This window comes from Intrasporangium sp., from assembly GCF_035688975.1.
In the GTDB taxonomy this organism is placed as follows: Bacteria; Actinomycetota; Actinomycetes; order Actinomycetales; family Dermatophilaceae; genus CALMNV01.
The window spans coordinates 30,148-51,125 of record NZ_DASSMH010000131.1 but is presented as its reverse complement, the minus strand read 5'-3'; the positions used below and the strand labels follow the sequence as shown (position 1 = coordinate 51,125).

Annotated in this window: 22 protein-coding genes and 1 tRNA gene; 9 read left to right on the top strand and 14 right to left on the bottom strand. The window is 72.4% G+C overall.

Going from position 1 to position 20,978, the window contains the following annotated elements:
• From dhaL to VFJ94_RS14015, 3 genes are all read right to left on the bottom strand, one after another.
• Window positions 1–433 (bottom strand): dihydroxyacetone kinase subunit DhaL (gene dhaL, locus VFJ94_RS14025; RefSeq protein WP_325004837.1); only part of this gene is annotated, 433 nt, incomplete at its 3' end.
• 13 nt (window positions 434–446) lie between these two features.
• Window positions 447–1,448: a dihydroxyacetone kinase subunit DhaK gene (gene dhaK, locus VFJ94_RS14020; protein WP_325004836.1), complete on the bottom strand. Its 1,002-nt coding sequence runs from the start codon at window positions 1,446–1,448 to the stop codon at window positions 447–449.
• 36 nt (window positions 1,449–1,484) lie between these two features.
• Window positions 1,485–2,276: an MIP/aquaporin family protein gene (locus VFJ94_RS14015; protein ID WP_325004835.1), complete on the bottom strand. Its 792-nt coding sequence runs from the start codon at window positions 2,274–2,276 to the stop codon at window positions 1,485–1,487.
• A 127-nt stretch (window positions 2,277–2,403) separates the two neighbouring features.
• On the opposite strand from VFJ94_RS14015, the gene VFJ94_RS14010 reads away from it, so the two are divergent.
• Window positions 2,404–3,195, top strand: a complete 792-nt coding sequence (locus VFJ94_RS14010; protein WP_325004834.1) for an IclR family transcriptional regulator — start codon at window positions 2,404–2,406, stop codon at window positions 3,193–3,195.
• A 154-nt stretch (window positions 3,196–3,349) separates the two neighbouring features.
• On the opposite strand, the gene VFJ94_RS14005 is transcribed toward VFJ94_RS14010, so the two are convergent.
• Together VFJ94_RS14005 and VFJ94_RS14000 are read right to left on the bottom strand one after the other, a co-directional pair.
• Window positions 3,350–3,426 (bottom strand) — tRNA-Met (locus VFJ94_RS14005).
• An 84-nt stretch (window positions 3,427–3,510) separates the two neighbouring features.
• Window positions 3,511–6,552: a UPF0182 family protein gene (locus VFJ94_RS14000; RefSeq protein ID WP_325004833.1), complete on the bottom strand. Its 3,042-nt coding sequence runs from the start codon at window positions 6,550–6,552 to the stop codon at window positions 3,511–3,513.
• Window positions 6,553–6,648: 96 nt separating this feature from the next.
• Between VFJ94_RS14000 and VFJ94_RS13995 the strand changes: the two genes are divergently transcribed.
• Window positions 6,649–7,179 carry a PPA1309 family protein gene (locus VFJ94_RS13995; protein ID WP_325004832.1) on the top strand — a complete coding sequence of 177 codons (531 nt, stop codon included), beginning with the start codon at window positions 6,649–6,651 and terminating at the stop codon, window positions 7,177–7,179.
• Between the two features lie 15 nt (window positions 7,180–7,194).
• Here VFJ94_RS13995 and VFJ94_RS13990 read toward each other — a convergent pair whose 3' ends face one another.
• Both VFJ94_RS13990 and VFJ94_RS13985 read right to left on the bottom strand, forming a co-directional pair.
• Complete coding sequence (locus VFJ94_RS13990; RefSeq protein ID WP_325004840.1) at window positions 7,195–8,316, bottom strand: YlbL family protein; 1,122 nt, start codon at window positions 8,314–8,316, stop codon at window positions 7,195–7,197.
• Between the two features lie 5 nt (window positions 8,317–8,321).
• A complete protein-coding gene (locus VFJ94_RS13985) occupies window positions 8,322–8,741 on the bottom strand; it encodes a molybdenum cofactor biosynthesis protein MoaE (protein ID WP_325004831.1) in 420 nt (139 codons plus the stop codon).
• Window positions 8,742–8,856: 115 nt separating this feature from the next.
• Here VFJ94_RS13985 and VFJ94_RS13980 point away from each other — a divergent pair, with 115 nt between their 5' ends.
• The 6 genes from VFJ94_RS13980 to VFJ94_RS13955 all read left to right on the top strand — a co-directional run bounded on the left by VFJ94_RS13980 (window position 8,857) and on the right by VFJ94_RS13955 (window position 14,918).
• Window positions 8,857–10,386, top strand: coding sequence for a zinc-dependent metalloprotease (locus VFJ94_RS13980; protein ID WP_325004830.1), 1,530 nt, complete (start codon window positions 8,857–8,859; stop codon window positions 10,384–10,386).
• Window positions 10,386–10,994, top strand: a complete 609-nt coding sequence (locus VFJ94_RS13975) for an NUDIX hydrolase (RefSeq protein WP_325004829.1) — start codon at window positions 10,386–10,388, stop codon at window positions 10,992–10,994. The genes VFJ94_RS13980 and VFJ94_RS13975 overlap by 1 nt, the downstream gene beginning before the upstream one ends.
• A gap of 140 nt (window positions 10,995–11,134) precedes the next feature.
• The gene (locus VFJ94_RS13970) at window positions 11,135–11,296 is read left to right on the top strand and encodes a DUF5679 domain-containing protein (RefSeq protein WP_020143053.1); all 162 of its coding nucleotides are present in this window, start codon (window positions 11,135–11,137) and stop codon (window positions 11,294–11,296) included.
• 215 nt (window positions 11,297–11,511) lie between these two features.
• Window positions 11,512–12,402, top strand: a complete 891-nt coding sequence (locus tag VFJ94_RS13965) for a hypothetical protein (protein WP_325004828.1) — start codon at window positions 11,512–11,514, stop codon at window positions 12,400–12,402.
• Window positions 12,403–12,528: 126 nt separating this feature from the next.
• On the top strand, window positions 12,529–13,527 hold the full coding sequence (locus VFJ94_RS13960) for an alcohol dehydrogenase catalytic domain-containing protein (RefSeq protein WP_325004827.1): 999 nt from the start codon (window positions 12,529–12,531) through the stop codon (window positions 13,525–13,527).
• A gap of 68 nt (window positions 13,528–13,595) precedes the next feature.
• Entirely contained in the window at window positions 13,596–14,918 is a 1,323-nt protein-coding gene (locus tag VFJ94_RS13955) for an AarF/ABC1/UbiB kinase family protein (protein ID WP_325004826.1), read from the top strand.
• Between the two features lie 24 nt (window positions 14,919–14,942).
• Here the strand turns inward: VFJ94_RS13955 and VFJ94_RS13950 are convergent, their stop codons facing one another.
• From VFJ94_RS13950 to ppk2, 6 genes are all read right to left on the bottom strand, one after another.
• Window positions 14,943–15,176, bottom strand: a complete 234-nt coding sequence (locus VFJ94_RS13950) for a hypothetical protein (protein WP_325004825.1) — start codon at window positions 15,174–15,176, stop codon at window positions 14,943–14,945.
• Between the two features lie 310 nt (window positions 15,177–15,486).
• Window positions 15,487–15,621, bottom strand: coding sequence for a hypothetical protein (locus VFJ94_RS13945; RefSeq protein WP_325004824.1), 135 nt, complete (start codon window positions 15,619–15,621; stop codon window positions 15,487–15,489).
• Between the two features lie 88 nt (window positions 15,622–15,709).
• Window positions 15,710–15,997 carry a WhiB family transcriptional regulator gene (locus tag VFJ94_RS13940; RefSeq protein ID WP_325004839.1) on the bottom strand — a complete coding sequence of 96 codons (288 nt, stop codon included), beginning with the start codon at window positions 15,995–15,997 and terminating at the stop codon, window positions 15,710–15,712.
• Between the two features lie 258 nt (window positions 15,998–16,255).
• On the bottom strand, window positions 16,256–16,504 hold the full coding sequence (locus VFJ94_RS13935; RefSeq protein ID WP_325004823.1) for a hypothetical protein: 249 nt from the start codon (window positions 16,502–16,504) through the stop codon (window positions 16,256–16,258).
• A 142-nt stretch (window positions 16,505–16,646) separates the two neighbouring features.
• Entirely contained in the window at window positions 16,647–18,728 is a 2,082-nt protein-coding gene (locus tag VFJ94_RS13930; protein WP_414654618.1) for an ATP-dependent DNA helicase UvrD2, read from the bottom strand.
• A 47-nt stretch (window positions 18,729–18,775) separates the two neighbouring features.
• Window positions 18,776–19,618 carry a polyphosphate kinase 2 gene (gene ppk2, locus VFJ94_RS13925; RefSeq protein WP_325004822.1) on the bottom strand — a complete coding sequence of 281 codons (843 nt, stop codon included), beginning with the start codon at window positions 19,616–19,618 and terminating at the stop codon, window positions 18,776–18,778.
• A gap of 50 nt (window positions 19,619–19,668) precedes the next feature.
• On the opposite strand from ppk2, the gene VFJ94_RS13920 reads away from it, so the two are divergent.
• On the top strand, window positions 19,669–19,929 hold the full coding sequence (locus VFJ94_RS13920) for a glutaredoxin domain-containing protein (RefSeq protein ID WP_325004821.1): 261 nt from the start codon (window positions 19,669–19,671) through the stop codon (window positions 19,927–19,929).
• An 86-nt stretch (window positions 19,930–20,015) separates the two neighbouring features.
• On the opposite strand, the gene nudC is transcribed toward VFJ94_RS13920, so the two are convergent.
• A complete protein-coding gene (gene nudC / locus VFJ94_RS13915) occupies window positions 20,016–20,942 on the bottom strand; it encodes an NAD(+) diphosphatase (RefSeq protein ID WP_325004820.1) in 927 nt (308 codons plus the stop codon).
• Window positions 20,943–20,978: the final 36 nt, after the last annotated feature.

Sequence of the window (20,978 nt, the reverse complement as noted above, 5' to 3'; positions counted from 1 at the left end):
CGAGCGCGGTCTCCAGCGCATCGACGGCAGGCGCGAGGGCGTCGTACATCGTCTTGTCGCCGGGCGCGGCCTTGCCTCGATCGACGACGCCACCGAGCCCGGCTCGCAGCGCCACTGCGACGTCGCGTGCCGAGACGGTTTCGGCGGCCGCTCCCAGGGAGGCGCCCACCCGCATGAAGAACGTCCCGAACAAGGGCCCGCTGGCCCCTCCGACCGTCGAGACCAGCGTCAACCCCACCTTGGTCAAGAGCGCTCCCGCAGCCGGCGGCCGGCTTTCATCGAGCGCGGCCACGGCAGCCTTCATGCCCCGGTCCATGTTCGACCCGTGGTCGGCATCGCCGATCGCCGCGTCGAGCTCGGTCAGGTGCTCGCGGTTCTGCTCGATGAGCGCGGCAAACCTGCGCACCCAGTGCTCGAAGACCGCCGTGGTCACGTTCTCGCTCATGTCAGGCGCCCCATCTCAACGCTGAAGTGTTGACAGGAGCGTCCCAGAGCGACAGCAGCTCGTCATCGACCCGCAGCAGCGTGATCGACACCCCCGCCATGTCGAGCGAGGTGATGTGCGAGCCCACGAGCGACCGTGCGATCTGTACGCCGTGCCCGCTCAGGACCTGCTGCACCTCGTTGAACATCACGTACAGCTCGATGAGGGGGGTGCCGCCGAGCCCGTTGACGAAGGCGATCACGGGGTCGCCCTTGGCGAACGGCAGGTCCGCCAGCACCGGCTCGAGGAGCAGTGAGGCGATCTCCCGAGCGGGCGCGAGCGGGATCCTTTCGCGGCCGGGCTCGCCATGGATCCCGACACCGAGCTCCATCTGGTCCTCACCGAGGTCGAACGTCGGGCGGCCTACCGCCGGCACCGTGCACGAGGTGAGGGCCAGGCCCATGCTGCGACCGTTCGCATTGACCTTGCGCGCGATCCTCGCGACCTCGTCGAGATCGCGACCCTGCTCGGCGGCCGCTCCGGCGATCTTCTCCAGAAGCACCGTGGTCCCGACGCCACGGCGCCCGGCTGTCCAGGTGCTGTCCTGCACCGCCACGTCGTCGTCCGTGACCACCGAGACGACCCGTGCTCCGGTCTCCGCCGCGGCCATCTCGGCCGCCATCTCGAAGTTCATGACGTCACCGGTGTAGTTCTTCACGATGTGCAGGATCCCTGCGCCGCCGTCGACGAGCTTGGTGGCCGCGAGGATCTGCCCCGGCACAGGGGACGTGAAGACATCACCGGCGCACGCGGCGTCCAGCATGCCGAACCCGACAAACCCGCCGTGGAGCGGTTCGTGGCCTGAGCCGCCGCCGGAGATTAGCCCGACCTTGTCCTTCTTCGGCGCATCGCCGCGGTAGATGACCTTGTTGTCGTGGTCGACCCGCAGCTCGGGATGCGCACCCTCGATGCCGCGCAGGGCCTCGACGACGACGTCGTTCGGGTCGTTGATGAGCTTCTTCATGACGGTCTCTTTCGCAGTCGGCTGGTGAGGGAGGCGTCAGACGCTGGTGGTCTGGCGGGTGCTGGTGGGCTCGAGGACCGGATCGCCCAGGTCCACGCCGGGAGCGGCAGCGGCCCGATCGGCCGGCGTGCGAGTGAGCACGCCGTAGAGGAGGGCGGCGACGACTCCGGCGAGCAGCTCAGCCACGAGGTAGACCGGGAGCTGGTTCCACTTCACCGCACCGCCCGCGAGCTGCTGGACGAGCATGGGACCCACGGTACGAGCAGGGTTGATCGAGGCACCCGTCGCCGGAGCGACAGGGATGATCGCCGCGAAGACGACCAGGCCGATCGCCACGCCGGCGAACCCCGCGGCCGCCTTGCGGTGGATGACGCCGAAGATCGTGAACACGAGGATGAACGTGCCCACGAACTCGGCGGTGAAGGCCTGCACCCAGCTGATGTCTCCGTAGGACGCGACGCCCAGGCCGACCTCGCTCGCCTTCCTCCCGAGGACGCCGAGGATTGTGGCCGCCCCGATGATGGCACCGACGACCTGCGCGCCGATGTATGCCGGCACCTGAGCCCACGGGAACTTGCGGGACACGGCAAGGCTGAGGGTGACTGCCGGGTTGATGTGGTTGCCGCCCACATGCCCCAAGGCGTAGACGGTGGCAACGACGACGGTGCCGAACGCCAGGGAGATGACCCCCAGGTCGGCCATTGTGAACGGCGCGTTGCCGTTGACGATGAGGGTGGCAGGGACGGACCCCACCCCGATGAACACCAGGAAAGCCGTTCCGATGACCTCAGCGCCCAGACGCTGGAGGAGGTTCGTCTCGTCAAGCATGCCCTTGCCCCTTTGCAAGTAATCTCGAAGATCATTCGATAATGTCGAATGTACTTTGGAGGCTACACGTGTGATTCACTAGAGAGCAAGGGTTTTCGTGAAGTGGGTCTCAGCGGAAGGGGCAGCCGTGATCCAGTCGGTCGACCGCGCCATCCGGGTACTCAGCGCACTGCAGGGCGCGCGGAGGATGAGCCTGTCGGAGCTCGCTGCCCGTCTCGAGCTCGCTCCCTCGACCACCCATGGCATCGTCCGCAGCCTGGTCGAGCACGGCATGGTGGTGCAGGAGCGCGGCTCCAGCCGCTATCAGCTCGGCCCTGCCGTGCTGCGGCTCGGCAACGTCTACCTCGACACCCTCGAACTGCGGTCGAAGGCCATCCCCTGGGCTGAGGACCTCGCCCGCCGGACCGGCCTGGCCGTCCGCACCGGGGTCCTGCTCGTTGACGACGTCGTGATCATCCACCACGAGCCACGGCCCGACGGCAGCCGTCAGATGCCCGAGGTCGGCATCGTCATTCCGGCCCATGCAAGCGCCCTGGGCAAGGCCCTGCTCGCCTTCCTCCCTGAGGACGAGAAGCGGGTGCTGACCTCCGGAGAGCTGCGGAGCATGACGGGCGAGACGATCACCTCCGCGGACCATCTTCGCGAGGTGCTGGAGGTGATCCGGTCGACCGGCATCGCCGTCGAGCAGGACGAGGCCGTGCTCGGCGAGAGCTCGCTGGCGAGCCCCATCTTTGACTCGTACGGCGAGGCCGTAGGGGCGGTCGGTGTCGTGATCCCCTCCGATGGGGACGTCCTCCGCCACGAGGCGCGCGACCTGGTTCGCGACACCGCGCGATCCGTGTCGCGAGAGCTGGGCGCCCAGGCGTGGCCTCCCCGCCCGCCTGGCGACAACCGAGCGCGGGACAGGCCGCTGGGCTGACACGCACCGACCTTTCCCGGGCACCGCGCCCCTGACGAACAGGGGCGCGCTACAGGGAACGCCGTCTCATGCCTGCCTGCTTTCGCTGGCTGCGCCTGCCAATGCCAAAGGCCCCGTCCCACCTGGGGAAAGGGCCTCTGACCTGCTTCTTCTTTGGTAGCGGGGGCAGGATTTGAACCTGCGACCTCCGGGTTATGAGCCCGGCGAGCTACCGAGCTGCTCCACCCCGCGTCGGTACAACCACAGGTTACGGGATTCCCCGGGCCAGTCCAAATCGGGCGCCGCGCCCGGGCCCGCCGGGTCCATGCGGTGCGGTCAGGGTCCGGTCGTGCTCCCTGGCGACGCGGCCACCGCGCGGCGCAGGGCGTCCCGCAGCTTGTCCTGGGCCGCGCCGTATGCCGCGAAGTCGCCGGACTTCAGCGCCGTCTGTCCCTCGGCATACGCGGCCTGCGCGTCGGCGAGCGCCTTGCGCAGGGCGGCCACGTCGGGCGTCGCGCTCGCCGTGGGCGCAGGCCGCACCCCGCTCGACGGGGTGGGGCTCGGCGTCGGCGTGGTGCCGGGCGTCGGGGTGGAGCCTGGAGTCGGGGTGTCCGGCGTGGCCGCCCCGGTGTCGCCGGCCTGCGCCCCCGAGGAGCCGCCGAAGAGGTCGTTGAGCGCGTCGTCGAGCGAGCCGGCCCAGGCGATCTTGTCCCCGAAGGCGACCGCCACAGCCGAGAGTCGCGGGTAGCCGCCGCTCGCCTTGGCCTGGACGTAGATGGGCTGCACGTAGAGCAACCCGCCGCCGACGGGCAGGGTGAGCTGGTTGCCGAAGGTGACGGTCGCGCCCTGCGACTGGGTCGTGCTGATGAACTGCGCGAGCGTCAGCGTGAGCTCCGGGTCCTTGGAGGACACGGGCGACGTGCGCATGTCGTTGTAGACCTGCCCCGGGCCGTTGACGGTGCCGCCAGTGGTCTCCAGCAGCCGCAGCGTCCCGTAGCCGGCGGCCTTCTTGCCGGACTCCGTGCCGGCGTCGCCGTCGACGGCGAGGAAGCCGGAGAGCACGTTGCGGTCACCGGTCGGCATGAAGGTCGAGGTGAGCGAGAAGGCCGGCTGCGACTGCCCCGGCATCGCGAGCGAGAGGTAGTACGGCGGCTGCACGAGCGGCGTCGTCTGCGTCGGGTCGGCGGGCACCTTCCAGAAGTTCTGGCCGCCGTAGAACGACGCCGCGGAGGTGTCGTGGTACTTCGTGAGCAGCTGCCGCTGCACCTTGAACAGGTCCTCGGGGTAGCGCAGGTGCGCCATGAGCGAGCCCTTGATGGCCGCCAGCGGCTTCACGGCGTCGGGGAAGACCTGCATCCACGCGCGCAGGATCGGGTCCTGCTCGTCCCACTGGTAGAGCGTCACGGTGCCGTCGTAGGCGTCGACCGTGGCCTTGACCGAGTTGCGGACGTAGTTGATCTGCCCCGCCTTGACCGCCTGGACGGACTCGCGGGTCTGGGTCACCGAGTCCTCGGTGGCGACGTCGAGGGTCGTCGTCTGCGAGTAGGGGTAGTTCGCCGTGGTCGTGTAGCCGTCGAGGATCCACAGGACCCGCCCGTCCACGACGGCCGGGTAGGCATTGCCGTCGAGCGTCAGCCACGGCGCGACCCTCTGGATCCGCTCGCGCGGCGTCCGGTGGTCGAGGATGCGGGACTGGTTGGTCACCGCGTCGGAGAGCAGGAAGTTGATCTCGCGGTACTTCAGCGCGTAGGCGAGCCGAGTCGCGGCGTTGAGCGCCACGCCGCCCGTGCCCGCATACGTGTAGTTGATCGCCCCGGTGCCGGCGGGGTCGGGGTAGTCGAACTCCTTGAGCGTGCTGCCGCCGACGACGGAGTACTCGGGCGAGGACTCGCCGAAGTAGAGCCGCGGCTCGTACTTGCCGAGGGCGCCGGTGCTGCCGATCTGCGACTCGAAGAAGGTGGGCCGGCCGTCGGCCTCCCGGGTGTTGCCCTTGGCCGCGACGACGCCGTAGCCGTGGGTGTAGACGGTGTGGTCGTTGAGCCAGTTGCGCTGCCCCTCCGGGACGCCGCTGAGGTCGAGCTCGCGGGCGGCGATGACGGTGTCCGTCAGCTCGCTCCCGAGCTTGTAGCGGTCGACGTCGAGCACGTCCGCGAACTGGTAGTAGCCCTTGGACGCCTCGAGCTGCTTGAACGTGGGGCTGACGATGTTGGGGTCGATGAGCCGGATGCCGGGCACGGTGTCGGCGTCGCCGCGCAGCTGGCCCGGGCTCGCCGTCGTCTTCGTGTCGTAGCGCTCGACGGAGATCTTGTCGAAGTCGTATGCCGCCCGCGTCGCGTTGATGTTGCGCTGGATGTACTCCACCTCGAGCGACTTCTCCGACGGCTTGACCTTGAGCGACTGGACGAGCGCGGGGTAGATGCCGCCGACCGCCACGACGCACACGGCGAGGGCGGCGACGCCCACGAGCGGCAGCCGCCACGAGCGGGTCCAGATGGAGCTGAGGAAGAGGCCGGCGCACATCACCGCGGCGACGGCGAGGAAGGCCTTGGTCGGGATGACGGCGTGCGCCTCGGTGTACTGGATGCCGGTCATGCGCGTGGACTGCGCAGTGGCCAGGTTGTAGCGGTCCATCCAGAAGGCCACCGCCCGCACGAGCACGAGCGCGGCGAGGATCGCCGTCAGGTGCACCCGCGCGGCCTGGGTCGAGCGCATCTTCGCGCCTGCGACGATGCCGCCGTAGAGGTAGTGCGTGAAGGCAGCGGCCACGAGCCCGAGGACGAGCACCATCGTCAGGAAGGCGATGACGAAGTTGATCCACGGCAGGTCGAAGACGAAGAACGCGATGTCGATGCCGAACTCGGGGTCCTTCGCGCCGAAGGGCGAGCCGTTGAGCCAGAGCAGGAGGGTGTCCCACTGGGTCGCCGCGCTGAGACCGGCGAAGAGCCCGAGCGCGAGCGGCGCCGCGATGGTCGCCGTGCGGCGCATCGGCTCGACGAGCTGGCGGTAGTGCTCCATCGCCTGGGTCTCGGGGGACGGCGCGTAGATCGGGCGGCTGCGGTAGGCGAAGTGGATGCTCGACCACACGACCGCCGCGGTGACGAGGCCGCCGAGGACGCCGAGGATGAGCTTGGTCAGCAGCTGGGTGGAGAAGACGCCGGCGAAGTCGACGGACTGGTACCACAGCACCTCGGTCCAGAACTGGGCGGCGATCGACACGACGATGACGAGGGCCCCCGCGATGACCAGGCTGGTCACGAGCGGGCTGCGAGACGCCGTCAGCCGGCGCGCTCCCCCGGGGCCCCGCCGACCGCCGGCGGCACCGCTTGCGCCCCCGTCGCCGAAGTTGCCCCTGCCGGGCCCGAATGGGTGGTCGCTCACGTGTGGTCGCCCTCAGTCGCTGGTGCTGGCCGTATGCCGCAACCATAACCCCGGGCACGGACAGCCCAGGTGGGCGGCATACGGCACGATGAGGCCGTGGACGCGAAGCCCGTCATCGACCCTCTCGCCATCGCCGCGCTCGACGCGGAGCGGCACGTCGCGGCGGCCGGGTGGGACCAGCCGGCACGGCTCTTCGCGCTCGTGCGCACGGCCGACCTGCTCGCGCGCGAGCCCCACCTGCGGGCCCAGCTGGGCCCGGCCGACCTCGCCGACGACGCTCTGACCGCGGTCGAGCAGGAGGGGCTGCCGGCGACGAGCTCGCTCGAGACGCTCCTCGGGCGGATCGCGTGGCCCGACGAGGTGGACGGCTGCGCCCTGGCGGTCGAGCGCCTCGTCGTGCCGCCGGAGGCCGAGCGGGACCTGCCCGACCGTCCCGCGGACGCCGTGGAGGCGCTGGCGGCCCACCCGGACCGCAAGGACGTGCGGCTGCTCGTCGCGGTCCTGCGCGACGGCTCCTCAATGTGTCTGCTGCGCCAGCGCGAGCACGACTCCGACGACGCGGTCGCGGTGGGCAAGGACCTCGCGCCCGGGCTCGTGCAGGCGTTGCGGGCCACGCTCGAGGCGTGACCCGGCCCGGTCCCCTCAGCAGCGCGGCAGGGACGCCGTCTGGCCCTTGGCGATGCCTTCGACCGCGGCCCGGGCGTCGGCGAAGCTCGCCACCTTGTAGACCTCGATGCCCGCGGGGACGTTGCCGATCACCTGCGCACAGTTGGCCGCCGGCGCGAGGAAGTAGTCGGCGCCGCTGGCCCGCGCGCCCACGAGCTTCTGCTTGATGCCGCCGATCGGCCCGACCGCGCCCGTGTCGTCGATGGTCCCGGTGCCGGCGATGTCATGGTTGCCGGTGAGCGAGCCGGCCGTGATCTTGTCGAAGATGCCGAGCGCGAACATGAGGCCGGCCGAGGGGCCCCCGACGTCTCCCGCGCTGACGGTGACGGTGACCGGGAAGTCGTGGTCGAGACCCAGCAGCACCCCGAGGGCGGTGCGGCCGCCGGACCCCTCGATGGTCTGCACGGTGACCGTGACCGGCCTGCCGGCGCGGGTCACGTCGACCGGGACGGAGGCACCCGGGCGGACACGCTGCAGGGCGCCGCGCACCGCCTCCGCCGACGTGGCCGCCACGCCGCCGACCCGCACCAGGCGGTCACCGGCGCGCAGCAGCCCCTTCGCCTTGGACGTGTCGAGGACGCGCGCCACGACGATGGACGTCGGCACCCCGTAGCCCGCGGCGCGCAGCGCCACCGCGGTGGCCTCCTGCTGGGAGCCCTTCATCTCGATGGCGTTCTCCTCCTCGACCTGCTGGGAGGTCGCCCGCGGGTCGAAGACCTCGTCGACCGGCAGGACGTCCTGCGCCGGGTCCACCCAGGCGCCGAGGACCTTCCACAGGTCGACCGGGTAGCCGGGGCCGCCGGAGACGGACACGGTCGTGAAGCGCAGCGCGCCGTCGGTCGGATACGTCTTCGCGCCCGCGACCGTGAGGATGGGCGTCCGCGCACCTCGGCTCACCCGGTCGCCCAGCGTGTCGATGGCGGCACCGGGGCTCATGACGGCATACGGCAGGTGGACGACCGAGCCGCCGACAGCCACCACGAGCACGAGGATGAACAGGACGAGGGCGACGAGCCTGCCGCGCGACGCAGGCCCGTCGTGCGGCCCGGCGCCCCGGAGTGGGGTCGGCGCGGCGACGTCCGGCGCGGCCCGGCGCATCGTCCTCACGGCAGCCCGACCCACTCGTCCCGGCCGTCGCCGAAGTGCTGGTGCTTCCAGATCGGGATCGTGGCCTTGAACTCGTCGATGAGCTCACGGCACACCTCGAACGCCTCGCCGCGGTGCTCCGCGCTCACCCCCACGACGACGGCGATGTCACCGACCTCGAGGTGGCCGACCCGGTGCACGACGGCGATCCGCACGCTGCGGCCGTCGCCGGCCAGGCGCTGCGCGAGGGCGCGTGCGGTGTCCGCCGCCTGCGGGTGGGCGCTGTAGTCGAGGTCCGCGACGGCCGAGCCGTGGTCGTGGTCGCGCACGGTGCCGATGAACAGGCAGATGCCGCCGGCCCGCGGGTCGGTGACGCACCCGAGGACCTCGTCGACCGACAGGGGTGTCTCGCGGATCTCGGCCAGGGTCACGGTCACGCAGGCATGGTATGCCGCGCCGCTGGCTCCCACGTGCGCGCCCGACGGGCGGCCGGGAACCAACGCGACGGATTCGTGGTTGTCTTGGGGTAGTCCGAACGAACGAGGGAGCACCATGTCCGACGACCGCGACCCGACCCCGTGGAGCGGCGGGGAGGAGCCGTTCCGCCTCCCGGAGAACGTCGACCCGAGCGACCTCGGCGCGATGCTCGAGCACATCCTCGGTGAGACGGCGAGCAACCCCGAGCTCGCGGAGGCGATGCGCAGCATGGGGGTCGACCCCGCGGACCCCGCCACGCGAGCCGCGATGAAGGCGCAGCTGGGCACCTTCCTCGCCGCGCAGGAGACGCCCACCGGCGCGCGCGACCTCGCCACGGACGTCGCACGCAAGCACGTGATGGCCGCGGAGGGCAACGACCTCCACGACGCGGCGGCAGGTCGGGCCGTGGCCGACGCCGTTGCCGTCGCCACCCTGTGGCTGGACGAGCACACCGCCCTCGCGACCCCGGCGTGGCGCGCGGCCGGACTCAGCCGGGCCGAGTGGGTCGAGGCGACCATGCCCCGGTGGTTCGAGCTCATCGAGCCGGTGTCGAGCGGCGTCACCGCCGCGACGACCGCCGCGCTGCGCAAGCAGCTCGGCGAGCTGGGGCCGGAGGCCCTCGGCGACGCGCTGCCCGCGGGCCTTCCGGAGGGCTTCGACCCGGCCTCCATGGTGGAGCAGTGGGCGCCGATGCTGGGCAAGCTCAGTCGGCAGATGTTCGCGGCACAGCTCGGCCAGGCCGTGGGTGCCCTCGCCACCGAGATCGTCACCGCCACCGAGGTGGGCCTGCCGCTCACCGAGCCCGGCCTCGTGGCGCTGCTGCCCGGCAACGTGACGTCGCTCTCGACGGCCCTGGAGATCGACGAGCCGCAGGTGCGGCTCTACCTCGCAGTGCGGGAGTCGGCCCGGGTGCGGCTCTTCGCCGAGGTGCCGTGGCTCGGTCCCCAGCTGCTCAGCGCCGTGTCGGACTATGCGCGCAACATCACCATCGACACCGACGCCATCGAGTCGGCCCTGACGACGATCGACCCGACGGATCCGGAGGCCCTGCGGGAGGCGTTGCAGGGCAACCTGTTCACGCCCCAGCCCACCCCGGCCCAGCGCTCGGCGCTCGAGCGCCTCGAGACCCTGCTCGCGCTCGCGGAGGGCTGGGTCGACCACGTCACGGACCGCGCGACCGCCCGGCACCTGCCGGCGTCGGCGGCCCTGGGCGAGACGATCCGCCGCCGCCGGGTCGGGGGCGCCGCGCAGAAGACCTTCGCCGGCCTCGTGGGGCTCGAGCTGCGTCCGCGGCGGCTGCGCGACGCGGCCAACCTCTGGGCGGCGCTCGAGGACGCCGGTCGGGCCGAGCTGCGGGACTCCCGCTGGGCCCACCCCGATCTCGCACCCACGTCCGCCGACCTCGACGACATCATCGGCTACGTCGAGAAGTCGACCGCTGCCCGCGCCCTCGAGACCGGCACGGGACCCGAGCCGCTCGGCACCGACCTCGACGCGGTCCTGCGCACGATCCTCGACGACGCGGAGGGCGGGCCGGGCCGCGGGCCCGGCGCCGAGCCGGACGCCGAGCCGGGCGCCGAGCCGGACGCGGGCACGTCGCGGTAATGACACCTGCCGAGGCCCCGCGGGCCGCGGGCTGCGGGCGGGTGGACGAGGCTGCGGCATACGCCCGTCTGCACGCCGACGCGCGGGCGCTGCTCGAGGCGTGGGGCGCCCCGGGACCCCGCCAGGCGGCGCTGCGCGACGGGATGCTGGCCCACCTGGCGAGCCATCCGGACGCCATGGCGAAGACCGGCCCGCCGGCGCACTTCACCGGCAGCGTCCTGGTCCTCGACCACACCCTCGCAGCCGTGCTGCTGACGCACCACCGGCGTGCCCGGGCGTGGTTCCAGTTCGGCGGCCACTACGAGCCCGGGGACAGCTCGGTCTGGGCGGCGGCCCGCCGCGAGGGCCGCGAGGAGAGCGGCATACCCGACCTCGCGGTCCGGCCGGAGATCGTCCATCTGGACCGGCACCGGCTCGTCGGTGACTTCGGCCGGTGCCGCGAGCACCTGGACATCCGCTTCGCGGCGGTCGCGCCGGACGGCGTGGACCCGTCGGTGAGCGACGAGTCGATCGACGTGCGGTGGTGGCCTGTCGACGGTCTGCCGGAGGATACGCGGGACGAGCTGCTGCCACTGGTCACGGCCGCCCGCTCGGCGCTCGCCGGCTGAGCCGCCACGTCGACACGGCCCGGCGAAGCGGCCTGGCTGGGCTCGCCACGCACGGGAGAAGCGAGGATTCGTGCGGAGGGTGCTCTAGGGTTGAACGAGTCCAGCACCCGGTGGTGGGTGCCAGCAACGAGGAGACACCGATGGCTGACGAGACCTACAAGGGCGAGTTCTACTGCGTGAAGTGCAAGGAGAAGCGGGAGGCCGAGGGCAAGGTCGTCGTGTCGGACAACGGCCGGCGCATGGCCAAGGGGCAGTGCCCCGTGTGCGGGACCAACCTCAACCGCATCCTCGGCAAGGCCTGACCGGGGTCACCTTCGGCAAGGCCTGACCGGGGTCTCTCGGCACGGCCTCACCGGGTGCCCCCACGGGCGCAGGCGCATGAGCAGGGGCGCACCCGAGCAGGGGCGCCCCTGCCGCCGTTCGGGCTGCTGTGGATGAGCCGCCACGGGCCGGGCTGCTGCTGGGAGGCTGGAGGGGCGACCTCCAGGCCACCCGCCCAGCCGAGAAGGAGCCTCCCGTGCACCGCCGTCCCCGCATCAAGCCCTGGCTGCCTCCGATGCGGCGCCGGCACGGCGAGGTGCAGTTCGGGGTGGCGCCCGGCGGGGTGATCCTCTCCGGCGTGACCAGCGCGGAGGCCAGGCTCCTGGCCAGGCTCGACGGGTCGCTCTCCCGGGAGGCGTCGTTCGTCGAGGCGACGAAGGCCGGGGTGACGGTGGCCCGGTGGCGCGAGCTGTTGGCCCTGCTGGCCGAGCTCGACCTGCTCGAGCCGCTGGGCCGGGGGCACCCGGCCGCCGCGGAGTCCTCGGGCCACGTGCTCGTCGAGGGCGCCGAGCCGCTGTCGTTCGACATCGCCACGCTCCTGCGCCGGTGCGGCGTCGCCCGGGTCAGTCACGGCCGGCCAGCGGTCGACGTCGTCCTGGCCGACCCCTCCGGTCAGCGTCCCGCCGTGGCGGTCCTCGTCGGCACCGGCGCGCTGGACCCCCGACGCGGCGACGTGTGGCTGAGGCACGGCATACCGGCCCTTCCCGTCGTGCCGGTCGGGCCGCGGGTCAGCGTCGGCCCGGTCGTCGGCGCGGGCCCCACCACTCCGTGCCTGTGGTGCCTCGACCTGCACCGCACCGACCGCGACACCGAGTGGCCCACGGTGCTGGCGCAGCTCTGCCCCGGCGACCAGCCGCTCGTGCCCGTGGCCCCCGAGGTGGCCCTGGTGCAGCCTGCCCTCGCCTCCGTGGTCGCCGGCACCGTGGCGCTGCTCGCGCTGCGCCTCGTCGTGGGCGACCCCGCCCCCGAGGGGGTGTCCGTGGAGGTCGGCGCGCCGTGGCCACGCATGGACCACCGCCGCTGGGCCCGTCATCCCCGCTGCCAGCGGCACGAGTCGTGCGGCGCGGCCGCCAGCCGACCGGCGTGACACAGGCGCACTCCTGCGGCCGGCGGGTCTCGTCGGGCGTGCCCGCCCGGGAGGGCATGTCGGGCACCGGCGCGGGGTAACCGTGGCGCGGCACGCGATCCCACGACGGATGGATGGAGCACGATGATGAGAGCAGTACAGGCAACCCGGCCCGGCGGCGACTTCGAGGTTGTGGAGCGCGACGTCCCCCAGCCGGGGCAGTGGCAGGTGCTCGTGCGCGTCGGTGCCTGCGGCGTGTGCCACAGCGACGCGATGGCCCGGCACGGCATGGCAAGCGACTACCCCCGCGTTCCGGGCCACGAGATCGCGGGCACCGTAGAGACGGTGGGCGACGGCGTGACCCAGTGGCGGGTTGGTGAGCGGGTCGGCGTCGGCTGGTTCGGCGGCGCCTGCTTCACCTGCACGCCATGCCGGCGCGGCGACTTCATCTCGTGCGTGGAGGGTCGCGTCACCGGCCTGACCCGGGACGGTGGCTACGCCGAGCTCGTGCTGGCCCCGGCCGACGCGCTCGCCGCTGTCCCCGACGAGCTCACCGATGCCGAGGCGGCGCCGTTGATGTGCGCCGGCGTGACCTGCTTCCACGCGTTGCGCGAGAGCGGCGCACGCGCCGGCGACCTCGTAGGCGTCGTCGGCCTCGGCGGCCTGGGACATCTGGGCGTCCAGTTCGCCAACAAGATGGGCTTCGAGGTCGTCGCGATCGCCCGAGGCGCCGAGAAGGGTGAGTTCGCGCGCAGGCTGGGCGCACACCACTACGTCGACAGCACCAGCCAGGACGTGGCCGCCGAGCTCACCCGGCTCGGCGGTGCGACGACCGTGCTGTCCACGGTCACCGACTCGGCCGCCACGACCGCGGTGATCGGTGGGCTCGCTCCGCGCGGGAGGTTGGTCGTCGTGGGCGTGCCCGAGGAGGCGCTCCAGACGCCCGCCGTCGACCTCATCCTCGCCAGCCGGCTCGTGGCCGGGCATCCCTCGGGCACGGCGAAGGACAGCGAGGACGCCCTCCGGTTCGCGGCCTTGACCGGCATCCGGCCGTTGGTCGAGGAGATGCCGCTGGCGCAGGCGAACCGCGCCTACGACACGATGATGGCTGGCAAGGCGCGCTTCCGGATGGTGCTGCGGCCCTGAGCAGGCATGCACCGCGGGCTACAGTCGAGCCGAGAGCCGACGCCGATGCGGACCGAGAGGAGCGGCACGTGACGGATCTGCCGCGCAAGGCGGTCGTGCGCACGGCCAAGCTGGCCACCGTGCCGCTGGGCTTCGCCGGCCGCACGGCGCTCGGCCTCGGCAAGCGGCTGGGCGGCCGCCCGGCCGAGATCGTCGCGGCCGAGCTGCAGGCCCGCACGGCCGAGCAGCTTTTCCAGGTGCTCGGCGAGCTCAAGGGCGGCGCGATGAAGTTCGGGCAGGCGCTGTCCATCTTCGAGGCCGCCTTTCCCGAGGAGCTGGCCACGCCCTACCGGGCCATGCTGACCAAGCTGCAGGACAGCGCCCCGCCCATGCCGACCGCGTCGGTGCACGCGGTGCTGCGGACCGAGCTCGGCCCGCGCTGGCATGCTCGCTTCCGGTCCTTCGAGGACCGGCCCGTCGCGTCCGCGTCCATCGGGCAGGTGCACCGGGGGGTGTGGAAGGACGGACGCGACGTCGCGGTGAAGATCCAGTACCCCGGGGCGGGCGACGCGCTGATGAGCGACATCAGGCAGATCTCCCGCGTCGCGCGGGTGACGGCCGGCTGGATCCCGGGCATGGACCTCGGCCCGATCCTCGACGAGCTGCGCGACCGGATGGCCGAGGAGCTCGACTACCGCCTCGAGGCCAGCGCTCAGGGCCGCTTCGCGAAGGCGTTCGCCGGGGACCCCACGTTCGCCGTCCCGCAGGTGCTCAAGGGCACCGTGCACGTCATCGTCTCGGAGTGGATGGACGGCACGCCTCTGTCGCAGATCATCGCCAACGGCACTGTGGCGCAGCGGAACTCGGCCTCCCAGCTCTACCTCGAGTTCCTCCTGGCCGGACCCGCTCGGGCGCGGCTGCTCCACGCCGACCCGCACCCCGGCAACTTCCGGATGACGCCCGACGGCCGCCTCGGCGTCATCGACTTCGGCGCGGTCAAGCACCTGCCCCTCGGTATGCCGCCCGAGATCGGCCCGCTGCTCGTGGCCGGTCTCGACGGGGGCGCCGAAGCGGTGCTGGACGGGCTGCGCAGGATCGGCTTCGTCAAGTCCTCGATCGACATCGACCCGCGGCGGTTGCTCGCCTACCTCGAGCCGTTCCTCGCCCCCCTGCGGACCGAGGAGTTCACCTTCAGCCGCGCGTGGCTGCGTGGGGTGTTCGCGCACATCAACGACCCACGCCAGCCCAACTACGGAGTGGGCTTCAAGCTCAACCTTCCTCCGGAGTATCTGCTCATCCACCGGGTGTGGGGCGGCGGCATCGGCGTGCTCAGCCAGCTCGGCGGCACCGTGCGCGGGCGGGCCGCGATCCGGGCGTTGCTGCCGGGCGCGGACCTGCCGTACCTGGCCTGACCAGCAAGCCTGGACGACAGGCCGTCACCACCACGACTGGTCGAGCTTTCCCTCGATGGAGCGCACGTGGTCGCGGCTGCACTGCGCGCACACCCACGAGGCTCGACCGCCCTGCGTGCCGCGGCTCCAGGTGAGCCGCGCCGTCGCTGCCTCCTCGGCGCTGGGCATCCGGCCGCAGACCGAGCACATGGGCTCCGTGGCCGCCTCGTTCTCCATCCCGCCCCCCGCGCCAGTCCCCGTCCCGTCCCCGGCATCCATGGTGACCTCCGTCTCGCTGGGCCGTCGCCGTGCCTCAAACCACGTCAGGCCGCGGTCCCTCCCGCACGTCAGGCCGCGGCCCCTTCTCCACACTAGGCGCACCATCAACTGGCGGATCAACTGGCGGACGGTGTCGCCCTGACAGCACCATCCGCCAGCTGATCCGCCAGCTGATCCGCCTGCTGATCCGCCGTGAGGCGCGAAACGCGCCGGACCGCGGGTGACGTCTCGTCACCCGCGGTCCAGGACCTCGTGGTCGCGGCGGTGGCGTGGTCGCCATGGTCGCGGCGCCCGTGGCGGTCGCGGCCGGTCACCGCATCTCGTGCCGCCGGGCGGCGCGGATCTCCTGGGCGATGACTCGGGCGCCCCGACGCATGCCGGTGACGTCCCGATGGCGCAACCGCTGCCGCATCCGCTCCCGGGCCAGCATCTCCAGCTGGTTCATGATGCCCTCCCTCCTTCGTGTCGTGGCTTTCGGGTCTCTGTCTTCATGGACCCTCTGTGGTCGTGGGCCCTCGTCGCATGGGTGGTGCTCAGGCCGCCACGGGGTGCTTCCGCGGACGGCCCCGAGGTCGCTTGCGGGCGACGACCGCGCCGTGGACGAGCAGCTGCCCGCCCCACACGCCCCAGGGCTCCTCGCGCTCGAGGGCCCCGGCCAGGCACTGCGCCCGCGCGGGGCACGGGCCGCAGAGCGCCTTGGCGAACTCGACGTCCTCCGGCCGCTCGGCGAACCACAGCTCCGGGTCGTAGTCGCGGCAGGGGATGGTCTTCCCCAGCCGCGAGGCGTCGGCGCCGAGCTCCAGCAGCTCGCGCAGCTCCATCGTCCCCACCTCCGGGTCCGGTCTCGTCGTGTCGGGCGTCCTCAGGTCCGCGCCGGTGCCACCGGTCTCGGTCCTGCTCGGCATTCGGGGGGTCATGGTGGTCCCGTCTCTGTCGGGCGCCTGCCGGCGCCTGTCTGCTGAGGCGATGTGCTGGGCCTGCGGGAGCCTTCGGCCGGGACTCGTCCCGGGAAACGCGAAGGCCGCAAACCCGGTGATGTCGGGTTCGCGGCCTGGATTGGAGGGCCTCAGGTCTGCGGGTCAGACGGGAGGCCTCCCCTGGCGGGAGCGAACGACATCTGTGGTCGGGTAGTTCGGGCCGGCGAGCGCCGCGGTCCACGTGATCGGGGCACCGACCGCCGCGAGGGCGGGGCCGAACGAGGCGTCGGCGGACACAGTGGTCCCCCGGAACGGCGCGTGGCTGACCGCGACACGGACGGGGCTGGCCATCCGCGGACGCGCGGACGCGACGCAGCGAACTGCGTTGTGGGTCATCGTCGTGATGCTCATTCGGCCAACCCTCCTTCACGGGTCGCGTTCCCCAGCCGGTCGCGAAACCACTGGGCCTGACAAGAGACGAGGCTACTGGCCAGCCTCCGGCTGGAACAACTGGTTTTTCGGAGTTTTCGCAGGCCTTTTCTCGCGCGGGGCCTCAGGGCGCCGATTCGACTGTGGCAGAGGGCCCTCGCACGACAACTTCCGGCTCCTCGCTCGCCAGCACGGACAGCACGTCGGCCCCGTAGAGGGCGAGCTTGCGGGCACCCACGCCGCTGATGGTGGAGAGCTCGCCCTCGTCCGCCGGGGCCCGCTCGGCGATGACGGTGAGCGTGGCGTCCGTGAAGACGACGTATGCCGGCACGCCCTGCTCGTGGGCGACCGCGAGCCGCCACGCCCGCAGCCGCTCGAAGGTCGCCTCGTCATACGTGGGAGGGCAGTCGTCGCACCGGCCGGTCTTGCGCTGGCTGGCCGTCGACAGCGGCGTGCCGCACCCCCGGCAGGCCACGAGTCGGGCCGCCTTGGGACTCGAGCGCCGCGCCCCGGACGGCCGGGCCTCCGCCCGGACGCCCTGGCCGAGCAGCTGCGCGGCAGGGGCGAGGAACCGCGAGGGACGCCGGCTCTGGCGTCCCCCGGGGTTGCGTGCCGCGGCCCAGGAGAGGAAGAGCTGGCGGCGGGCCCGCGTCAGCCCCACGTAGAGCAGCCGGCGCTCCTCCTCGATGGACTCCGCGCCCTCGGCCACCGAGATCGGCAGCAGCCCGTCGGAGCACCCGACGAGGAAGACGGTGTCCCACTCGAGGCCCTTCGCTGCGTGCAGGCTGGCGAGGGTGACGCCCTGCACCGTCGGTGCGTGCTGCTCGGTGGCCCGACGGTCGAGCTCGGCGACGAGTTCGGGCAGCCTGGCCGCCGGCACGGTGGCCGCCAGGTCGTCGGCGAGGGCGGTGAGCGCGCTCAGGGACTCCCACCGCTCCCGGACCGCGCCGCCGCTCGACGGGGGCTCCGGCGCCCACCCAGCGCCGGTGATGACGTCTCGGACCAGGTCACCGAGCGGCTTGTCGCCGTCGTCGCTGCGGGCCGCGCCCCGCAGGAGCAGGATCGCGTCGCGGACCTCCTTGCGCGCGAAGAACCGCTCCCCGCCGCGGACGAGGTAGGGCACGTCGGCGTCGGCAAGCGCCGACTCGTAGGCCTGCGACTGGGCGTTGGTCCTGAAGAGCACGGCCACCTCGGCGGCCGGGTGCCCGCTGTCGACGAGCGCCTTGATCCGCGCGGCGACGGCAGCCGCCTCGGCCGGGTCGTCGGGTTGGCTCGTCAGGGTGGGCTCGGGGCCCGCCGCCCCTTGGGCGACGAGGCGGGTCGGGCCTCGACGAGCCGCCTCGACGCCGCTCGAGACGATGGTGTTGGCGAGGGCCACGATCTGCGGTGAGGACCGGTAGTTGCGCACGAGCCGCACGACCTTGGCCCCCGGGTGACGGCGCGGGAAGTCGAGCAGGTGCCGGGAGCTGGCGCCGGTGAAGGAGTAGATCGTCTGGGCGGGGTCGCCGACCACCGTGACGTCGTCGCGCTCCCCGAGCCACAGGTCGAGCAGTCGCTGCTGGAGTGCGTTGACGTCCTGGTACTCGTCGACGACGAAGTGCCGGTACTGCCCCCGCACCTGGCGGGCGATGTCCTCGCGGTCCTCGAGGATGCCGACGGTGAGCAGCAGCACGTCCTCGAAGTCGATGACGCCGCGGGTCTGCTTGACGTCGTCATACGCCTCGAACAGCCGGGCCATGGCGGTGACGTCCACGCCGGCCGGGTCACGGCCGGCCGTTCGCGCCGCGGCGGCGTAGCTCTGGGGAGTGAGCAGGTTGACCTTGGCCCACTCGATCTCCGAGGCGAGGTCGCGGATCGCAGTCCGGTCGAACTCCATCCTGAGGCGACCGGCCGCCTCGGCCACCGCTGGCGCCTTGTGGCTCATGATCTCCGGCGCGGCGCCGCCGACCGCCGCGGGCCAGAAGTAGTGCAGCTGCCGCAGCGCGGCCGCGTGGAAGGTCCGGGCCTGCACGCCGCGCACCCCCAGACCGCGCAGCCGGGTGCGCATCTCGCCCGCGGCGCGGGCGGTGAAGGTCACCGCGAGGACGCGTTGCGGCTGGTGCAGGCCGGAGGCGACGGCATACGCCACCCGGTGCGTGATGGCTCGCGTCTTGCCCGTGCCCGCACCCGCGAGGACGCAGAGCGGGCCCGGCGGGGCGGTGGCCACCTCGCGCTGCTCCGGGTCGAGACCCGAGAGGATCTCGTCGGGCCCGCTCAGGACGGGCCCCCGCGCCGCTGCCGCGCCATGAGCTCGCCGGCATGGTCGGGCACGTAGGTCTGGGTCTCCATGGGCGGACGGACGTAGCCGCGGGCCGGCGGGCGGTCCGGAATCGGTGGCACGGACGGCTCGATGGCCTCGTGCGGGATGGACGCGAGCAGGTGGTGCATGACGTTGATGCGCGAGGCGCGCTTGTCGTCGGACTCGACAACGAACCACGGCGCCCAGGGCTTGTCGGTGGCCTGCATCATGCGGTCTTTGGCCTCCGAGTAGTCCTCCCACCGGGTGATGGACTCCAGGTCCATCGGGGAGAGCTTCCACCGCCGCATCGGGTCCTTGGCCCGGGAGCGGAACCGCTTCTGCTGCTCGACGTCCGAGACCGAGAACCAGTACTTGCGCAGGAGGATGCCGTCGTCGACGAGCATCCGCTCGAAGAGCGGCGCCTGCACCAGGAAGCGGTCGTACTCGGCATCTGTGCAAAAGCCCATGACCCGCTCGACACCGGCCCGGTTGTACCACGAGCGGTCGAACAGCACGATCTCACCGGCCGACGGCAGGTGCTCGATGTAGCGCTGGAAGTACCACTGGGTCTTCTGCCGTTCGCTGGGGGCGGGCAGCGCCGCGATCCGGGCCCAGCGGGGGTTGAGGTACTCCGAGATGCGCTTGATGGCCGAGCCCTTGCCGGCGGCGTCGCGGCCCTCGAAGACGACGACGACGCGCTGGCCGGTCGCGCGGCCATACTCCTGCAGGACCACGAGCTGCGCCTGCAGGCGGCGCAGCTCCGCCTCGTAGAGCGCGGCGTCCATGCGGTGCCGGCCGGTCGCCGTGTGCTTGCCCATGCGACCATCTTGGCATCGCCCCCTCTCGGCCTCGCCCAAGGAGCACGCACATGACGGACGCCACCCCGCAGCGCGGATCGGTCGTGATGTTCACGACCAGCTGGTGCGGCTACTGCTCCCGGCTCAAGAGCCAGCTGGCCCGTGACGGGGTGCCCTTCACCGAGATCGACCTCGACGCGAGCCCGGAGCACGTGGACCTCGTCGAACGGCTCAACGGCGGCAACCGGACGGTCCCGACGGTCCTTTTCCCCGACGGTTCCGCGGCCACCAACCCGTCCCTCGCCCTGGTGCGTGAGCGCCTCGCGAGCTGACCCCTCGCGGTCCGAGACCACCGCGAGGCCAGCGCCCGAGGCCACCGCCCGAGGCCACGCTGCGGGCGCGTCACGCCCGGGCGCTCTCAGGCCTCGGGGGCGACGGAGTCGACGGGCCGGCCGAGCCAGTGCTCGATGATCCGACGCGCGATGGAGATGCCTGACGGCACTCGAATCGCCCCACGTCGCAACAGGCCCACGTAGTCGTCCCGGGTCACCCACCGCGCCTCGGCGATCTCCGTGGGGTCGAGGCGCAGCTCGGTCTGCCGGGTCCGCGTCTCGTATCCGATCATGACGGACGAGGGGAAGGGCCAGGGCTGGTTGCCGAGGTAGCGCATGTCCTCGAGGGCGAGGCCGACCTCCTCCGCAACCTCGCGCGCCACGGCGGCCTCGAAGGACTCGCCGGGCTCGACGAAGCCGGCGAGGACGGAGAACTGGCCCTCGGGCCAGTGCGGTGACCGTCCGAGGAGCAGCCGGTCGTCGGGGTCGAGCACCGACATGATGACGGCGGGATCGGTGCGCGGATAGTGCTCGCTCTCGTCCGCCGGGCACTGGCGGACCCAGCCGGCCTGCGTCGGCAGCGTCGGCTCCCCGCACCGGGGGCAGCGCGGGTGCGCGGCGTGCCAGTTCGCCAGCGCCACCGCGGTCGTGCAGATGCCGGCGTCGCGGTCGCCGAGGGCCGGGCCGAGCTGACGGAGGGTGAGCCAGTGCGGGGGGCCGAGGGACTCGTCGCTCGGGCCGATGGCCGCCACGTATGCCGTGCCCTCCTCGTCGCGCCCAAGGTGCACCACGAGGCGGTCCGCATCGCGCTCGTCCGGGGGGCGCAGCACCAGCGCGGGACCGTCGCTCACCGCGGCCACGGGAAGGAGCGCGCCCCGCACGTCGAGGACCCGCGTGGCCGGGTCGCGGAGCAGGTGGGGCACGATCTGCGGCTCGCGTCGCTCGTGGCCGACCCGGTCGAGGGTTCCCCGCGAGAGAGCCAGGTCCCCGAGAATCTCGTGCGTCGTCGCCACCGTCCCACCCTAGGGGGGCCACTCCGCCTACGGTGG